Consider the following 5,486-nt stretch of genomic DNA (forward strand, 5'->3'; position numbering starts at 1 on the left):
ACATGCGCCACACCTGCGGCGATGTTCTTGGAAACCTTACGCTTCGTCTTTGTCTTTTCGCGTGCCATTGATCAGACCCTCCCTTACTTCTTCTTACCGGCGATGGCCTTTGCGGGGCCTTTGCGGGTACGGGCGTTGGTGTGGGTCCGCTGACCGCGCACCGGCAGGTTGCGACGATGGCGCAGGCCGCGGTAGCAGCCGAGGTCCATCAGGCGCTTGATGTTCATCTGGGTTTCACGACGCAGGTCACCTTCGACGGTGTAGTTGGCGTCGATGTGCTCGCGCACGGCCAGAACTTCGGCGTCGCTCAGCTCGTTCACACGACGGGTCGCGTCGATGCCGACGGCTTCGCAGATGGCTTTGGCAGAGGTGTTTCCAATGCCGGTGATATAGGTGAGGGCGATCGGAACCCGTTTGTGGGTCGGGATGTTGACGCCGGCAATACGTGCCACGTGGTCTTTCCTTTTCGTTGCGGTTCCGTAGTTCCGGAACCTTTTTTCACAACGTAAGCCCGACGCGTTGTGCGGCCGGGCCTCAGCTGATCAGGTGATCTTGCGTTCGGGGTGCGACCCCATTGGCAAATAATGATTCTCCCCGAAGGGATGCGCCCGTTTATGGGGGATTTCGGGGGGTGTCAAGAGGGCCGGCGGGCCGCGTCGCCGCCGCCCGCCCGCAGCAAGGCCCGGGCCGGCGATTCTGCCACGGTCCGGTGCCGCGAGGCGCGGTCGGTTGGGCGCTCAGATGGTCCGCCGCCACCATCTCGGCCGCCTGATCAGTTGCAGCAGCAGCCGGCCCAGCATCGCCAGCCCGATCAGCGCCAGCAGCAGGGCGGCGGCGCGGATCGCCCAGTCGTCCCGCATCACCAGCAGCAGAATTGACGCGGCCAGCAACACCGACCAGACCGTGGCCCGAAACCCCATCCACACCGGGCCGCCGCTTTCTTCCGCGACAAGGCAGCCGAACCGTGCCTCGCAGTTCTTGCAATCCCTTCCGCCCTTGTCGACTGCCCGTTCCGAAAAATGACAAATCATCTGAAAACGCCTCAGGTTTTATGCTCTTTGTAGATGAATGATGTCCCCATGCGCGGCGGCGTTCAATCGCCGCCGGCCTATGAATATCTCTAGGTTTCGGGCCTCAGAACGAAAAAGAGCGCCCGAAAGGGGCGCTCGATGGCGGTGTGCCGGGGCTTTGGGGGCCGGGTCAGCCCAGTGCCGAAGCGATGCCGGCCTTGACCTCGTCGATCTCGCCAAGCCCGTTGACCGGGCGCAGCGCGCCCTTGGCATAATAGTAGCCGATCAGCGGCGAAGTCTTCTTGTAGTATTCCATCAGCCGCTGCTTCAGGCTGTCGGCATTGTCGTCGGCGCGGCGCTTGAACTCGCTGCCGCCGCAATTGCCGCATTTGCCATCCGCCGGCTGCGGCTTGGTGATGTCGTTATAGACCTCGCCGCAATCGCCGCAGGTGGACCGCGCGGTGATGCGCTCGACCAGCGCCTCGTCGTCGACCTGCATCTCGACCACGGCGTCGAGGGTCTCGCCCTTTTCCTCCAGCAGCGCCGCCAGCGCATCGGCCTGGGCCAGGGTGCGCGGGAAGCCGTCGAAGATGAAACCGCCCTGCTTGTCGCCCTCGAGCCGCTCGCGGATCAGGCCGATGACGATCTCGTCGGTGACAAGGTTGCCGCCGGCCATGACCTCGGCCACGATCTTGCCCATTTCCGAGCCGCTGTCCTTGGCTTCCCGCAGCATGTCGCCGGTGGAAAGCTGGATCATGTCGCGGTCGTCGACCAGATAGCGGGCCTGGGTGCCCTTGCCCGCGCCGGGCGGTCCAAGCAGGATGATGTTCATTTGCGTGCCGGTCCCTTGCGTTTGCGCTTGCGGCCCTTGCCGGACAGCTGGGATTTCTCGATCAGCCCTTCGTACTGATGCGCCAAAAGGTGGCTCTGGACCTGCTGGATGGTGTCCATGGTCACCGAGACCACGATCAGCACCGAGGTGCCGCCGAAGTAGAAGGGGATCGCCATCTGGCCGCGCAGCACCTCGGGCAGCAGGCAGACGGCGCCGAGATAGGCGGCGCCCAGCACCAGCACGCGGTTGACCACATATTCCAGATATTCGGCGGTCTTCTTGCCGGGGCGGATGCCGGGCACGAAACCGTTCTGGTTCTTCAGGTTGTCGGCCACTTCATCGGGTTTGAACGACACGTTGAAGGTGTAGAAGTAGGTGAAAAAGACGATCATCGCCACGAAGAACAGCAGGTAGAGCGGCTGACCGGGGCCGAAATAGGCCAGAATGGTCGACATGATCGGCCCGGTCTGGGCGCCCGAGAAGGTCGAGATCGTGGTCGGCAAGAGCAGCAGCGACGAGGCGAAGATCGCCGGGATCACGCCGGCCGGGTTGACCTTGACCGGCAGGTGCGAGGAGCCGCCGTCATAGACCTTCATCCCCACCTGACGGCGCGGATACTGGATGTGGACCTTGCGCAGGGCGCGCTCCATGAAGACCACGAAGCCGATCAGCGCCACCATCATCACCAGGACACCGACGATCACCGCCGGGCTGATGGCGCCCGAACGGCCCGAGACCAGGAACTGGGCCAGGGCGGCGGGAACCTCGGCGATGATGCCGACGAAGATGATCAGCGAGATGCCGTTGCCGATGCCGCGGGCGGTGATCTGCTCGCCCAGCCACATCAGGAACATGGTGCCGCCGACAAGGGTGATCATGCAGGAAATGCGGAAGAACATGCCGGGGTCGGTCACCAGTTCACCGGCCTCGAGCGAGACCGCCAGCCCATAGGACTGCAGGGTCGCCAGGGCAACGGTGCCGAAACGGGTATACTGGTTGATCTTCTTGCGGCCCTGTTCGCCCTCTTTCTTCATCTGCTCCAGCGCCGGCACCATCGAGGTCAGCAGCTGGACGATGATCGAGGCCGAGATATAGGGCATGATGCCCAGAGCAAAGATGCCCATGCGACCCAGCGCACCGCCGGTGAACATGGCCAGCATGCCGCCGATCCCGGCCGAGGCGCCCTCCATGAACTCGCGCAGGGCGACGCCGTCGATGCCGGGCACCGGGATGAAGGTGCCAAGGCGATAGACGACAAGCAGACCCAGGGTGAACAGGATGCGGTTGCGAAGATCGGTGGCTTTACCAAGCGCGGCCCAGCTGGTGTTGGCCGCCATTTGCTCTGCTGCAGATACCATTCGGATCTCTCTTAAACTGAAAACGCCGCCAAAACCGTTTTCCGGTCTGGCGGCGTTTGGAAAACTAGGAGTGTATGTAAGGGGCGCTGCGCCCGCTCACAACCTCTTATTCTGCCGCAGCTGCAGCAACTTTCAGCGAGCCGCCGGCTTTTTCCACGGCCTCGACGGCCGCTTTCGAAGCGCCGGTCACGGTGAGGTCGACCTTGGCGGTGATTTCGCCCTTGTTCAGCACCCGGACACCGTCCTTGACGCGGCGCACCAGGCCCGAGGCCACCAGGGTCTCTTCGGTGATCGCGGAACCGGCGTCGATCTTGCCTTCGTCGATGAACTTCTGGATCAGGCCGAGGTTGACGACGGCGAAGGCCTTGCGGTTGGGCTTGTTGAAGCCGCGCTTGGGCAGGCGTTGATAGAGCGGCATCTGGCCGCCTTCGTAACCGTTGATGGCCACGCCCGAACGGGATTTCTGGCCCTTGATACCACGGCCACCCATTTTACCCTTGCCCGAACCCGGGCCACGGCCGACGCGGGTGCGTTTCTTGGTTGCGCCGGGATTGTCGCGCAGTTCATGCAGTTTCATGTCGCTTCTCCTTTTGCCGGAACTGACCCATGAAGCGTAAAGGGCCAAACACGGCGTTTCTTGCTTGTTGATTCTGTGGCGCGGAACGCCACCGGGCGCGTATAGACGAGGTGATGCGCCGATGCAAGCGCCAGCGCCCTGCCCGCCCCTGCCTGCCTCTGCCCCTCCCCCTGCCCATCCCCCTGCCTTCCCCCTGTCCCCAGACGCAGATCGCCCCGCCGGGTCGGGCGGGGCGTCTGCGGGGTTTCGCGGGGCGCGCAGGATGCGCTCAGCGGCGGTGGCTGTCGCGCAGATAGTCGGTCCAATGGCCGGGCCGCTCGCGTTGCAAGAGGCCGCGCAGCACGGCGATAAGGGCGAAAACCCGGCTTTGGCGGGGGGAAAGGGGGGCGGCATGTGCCATGAAAGGAATCCATTGTCCTGAAGTGCGTTTCGACCCCCCCGCATAGGCCCATGGCGCGGCGCCGACCAGCGGCTGATTGCGTATCCCGGCCTTGCGAAAATCGCATGGATCTGCGCCCCGCGCGCCACCGGGGCGGCCGGGTTGGGGGGCCGGGTGTCGGGCCCTTGGGATCGGGTCTCGGGAAGGCATCGGGGCCGGTAGAAAGGCGGCGCCGCCAGGCCGGAGATGGGTACGGGGATCGCCCGCAAGAAGAACGGTTCATTCTGCGTTCCGGGCTGTCGGCCCCAAACGCCCGTTTCCGTGTGTCGCCGGGGTGAAAACCCGGCTGTCGCGACGGGAAGGACCATAGGAGCAGCGGGTTAAGACCCGGTTTGGCCGGCGTGCGGTGGGGTCTGTTTCTGGCGCTAGCCAGAATGAACATGGCATGACCTGTCGAACACCCTCCAACACCAGGTTCGCGCCCGGCCCGAGGGTGGGTGCGACTTCGCACCCGCCGCCCGGGCTAAAAGCACGCCTTCGGCGTGACGGGGCGGGTCGGGTGCGAACCGGATCGCGGGAGACCTGGGTAAGAAACCATGTTCAACTGGTATTGCGTTTCTATCTAGTTCTCTAACTTGCATCCTTTCCAAACGAACTGAAAATCTTTGCCGGTTAAAGGGCCGTTTTTGAAACGCGCCTTTTCTCGAGACCCGCGATAGTCTGTTACTTCGAAGATGAAATCCTCTCCGCTTTCTAAACCTTTTCGAAAGTCCCGGTATCCATTCGGCAGAAAGACCGCGGTTCCCTTTGTGGATTCATGCCATCTCTCTGTTATTGGATCGTTGTTTCCGAACTTGTATCGAACTGGAACAAAGTCATTGCGTGATCCGATGTATCCCCCTGTAACAACGAAAACCTCTGTCCCACCCCAACCGTCGCAACGCACGATGAGTGCCTCCGGAGCGTCAGTCATAGGTTTTTCCGCCATGTCGCTGGTTAAAGAGATAAACGAAGTGTTCTTGTTGGTGAAATCGTCTGATTGCTCAACGAATGTCCATGGAGTTGTTGCCTCATCGTCGACCTGCACCGGTTCAGAATATCCAGCAACATCGTCATAGCAACTTAGGCGAAGTTCGTTGTCTTTCATGGTCAAGCAGTGCGCAATGCCTTCGTTCGCAACGACTTGAACTGGACTGGAAAACAATATGCAAATTGCTGATAAGGCGTTTCGGGTCATCAAAATGTTTCTTTCTAATTCGCTTGGTGTTGGTTTTTCGGTTGTCTCAACTTGAGACAGCTTCACCCCATGCGCAACCTAAAATTGCATCCC

The 5,486-nt window shown here is 61.9% G+C and carries 7 protein-coding genes; all 7 read right to left on the reverse strand.

Going from position 1 to position 5,486, the window contains the following annotated elements; genetic code table 11:
* Positions 1-83: 83 nt before the first annotated feature.
* Positions 84-452: a 30S ribosomal protein S13 gene (gene rpsM / locus ABZD10_RS13175; RefSeq protein ID WP_372887130.1), complete on the reverse strand. Its 369-nt coding sequence runs from the start codon at positions 450-452 to the stop codon at positions 84-86.
* A 285-nt stretch (positions 453-737) separates the two neighbouring features.
* Positions 738-1,031: a hypothetical protein gene (locus ABZD10_RS13180; protein WP_372887132.1), complete on the reverse strand. Its 294-nt coding sequence runs from the start codon at positions 1,029-1,031 to the stop codon at positions 738-740.
* A gap of 169 nt (positions 1,032-1,200) precedes the next feature.
* Positions 1,201-1,842, reverse strand: a complete 642-nt coding sequence (locus ABZD10_RS13185; protein ID WP_372887134.1) for an adenylate kinase — start codon at positions 1,840-1,842, stop codon at positions 1,201-1,203.
* Positions 1,839-3,200, reverse strand: a complete 1,362-nt coding sequence (gene secY / locus ABZD10_RS13190) for a preprotein translocase subunit SecY (RefSeq protein ID WP_372887136.1) — start codon at positions 3,198-3,200, stop codon at positions 1,839-1,841. Before secY ends, ABZD10_RS13185 begins: the two co-directional genes overlap by 4 nt.
* A 106-nt stretch (positions 3,201-3,306) precedes the next feature.
* A complete protein-coding gene (gene rplO, locus ABZD10_RS13195; RefSeq protein WP_372887138.1) occupies positions 3,307-3,777 on the reverse strand; it encodes a 50S ribosomal protein L15 in 471 nt (156 codons plus the stop codon).
* A 268-nt stretch (positions 3,778-4,045) separates the two neighbouring features.
* A complete protein-coding gene (locus tag ABZD10_RS13200) occupies positions 4,046-4,177 on the reverse strand; it encodes a hypothetical protein (protein WP_372887140.1) in 132 nt (43 codons plus the stop codon).
* A 601-nt stretch (positions 4,178-4,778) separates the two neighbouring features.
* Positions 4,779-5,393 carry a hypothetical protein gene (locus ABZD10_RS13205; RefSeq protein WP_372887142.1) on the reverse strand — a complete coding sequence of 205 codons (615 nt, stop codon included), beginning with the start codon at positions 5,391-5,393 and terminating at the stop codon, positions 4,779-4,781.
* Positions 5,394-5,486 lie beyond the last annotated feature (93 nt).

Origin of the sequence: Shimia sp. (assembly GCF_041624275.1) — a bacterium.
Lineage (GTDB): Bacteria > Pseudomonadota > Alphaproteobacteria > Rhodobacterales > Rhodobacteraceae > Shimia.

Bases quoted from the DNA above. Each gene is read 5' to 3' on its own strand.
- ABZD10_RS13200 (WP_372887140.1), bottom strand. From the start codon at position 4,177: ATGGCACATGCCGCCCCCCTTTCCCCCCGCCAAAGCCGGGTTTTCGCC.
- ABZD10_RS13205 (WP_372887142.1), bottom strand. From the start codon at position 5,393: ATGACCCGAAACGCCTTATCAGCAATTTGCATATTGTTTTCCAGTCCA.
- secY (WP_372887136.1), bottom strand. From the start codon at position 3,200: ATGGTATCTGCAGCAGAGCAAATGGCGGCCAACACCAGCTGGGCCGCG.
- ABZD10_RS13180 (WP_372887132.1), bottom strand. From the start codon at position 1,031: ATGATTTGTCATTTTTCGGAACGGGCAGTCGACAAGGGCGGAAGGGAT.
- rplO (WP_372887138.1), bottom strand. From the start codon at position 3,777: ATGAAACTGCATGAACTGCGCGACAATCCCGGCGCAACCAAGAAACGC.
- ABZD10_RS13185 (WP_372887134.1), bottom strand. From the start codon at position 1,842: ATGAACATCATCCTGCTTGGACCGCCCGGCGCGGGCAAGGGCACCCAG.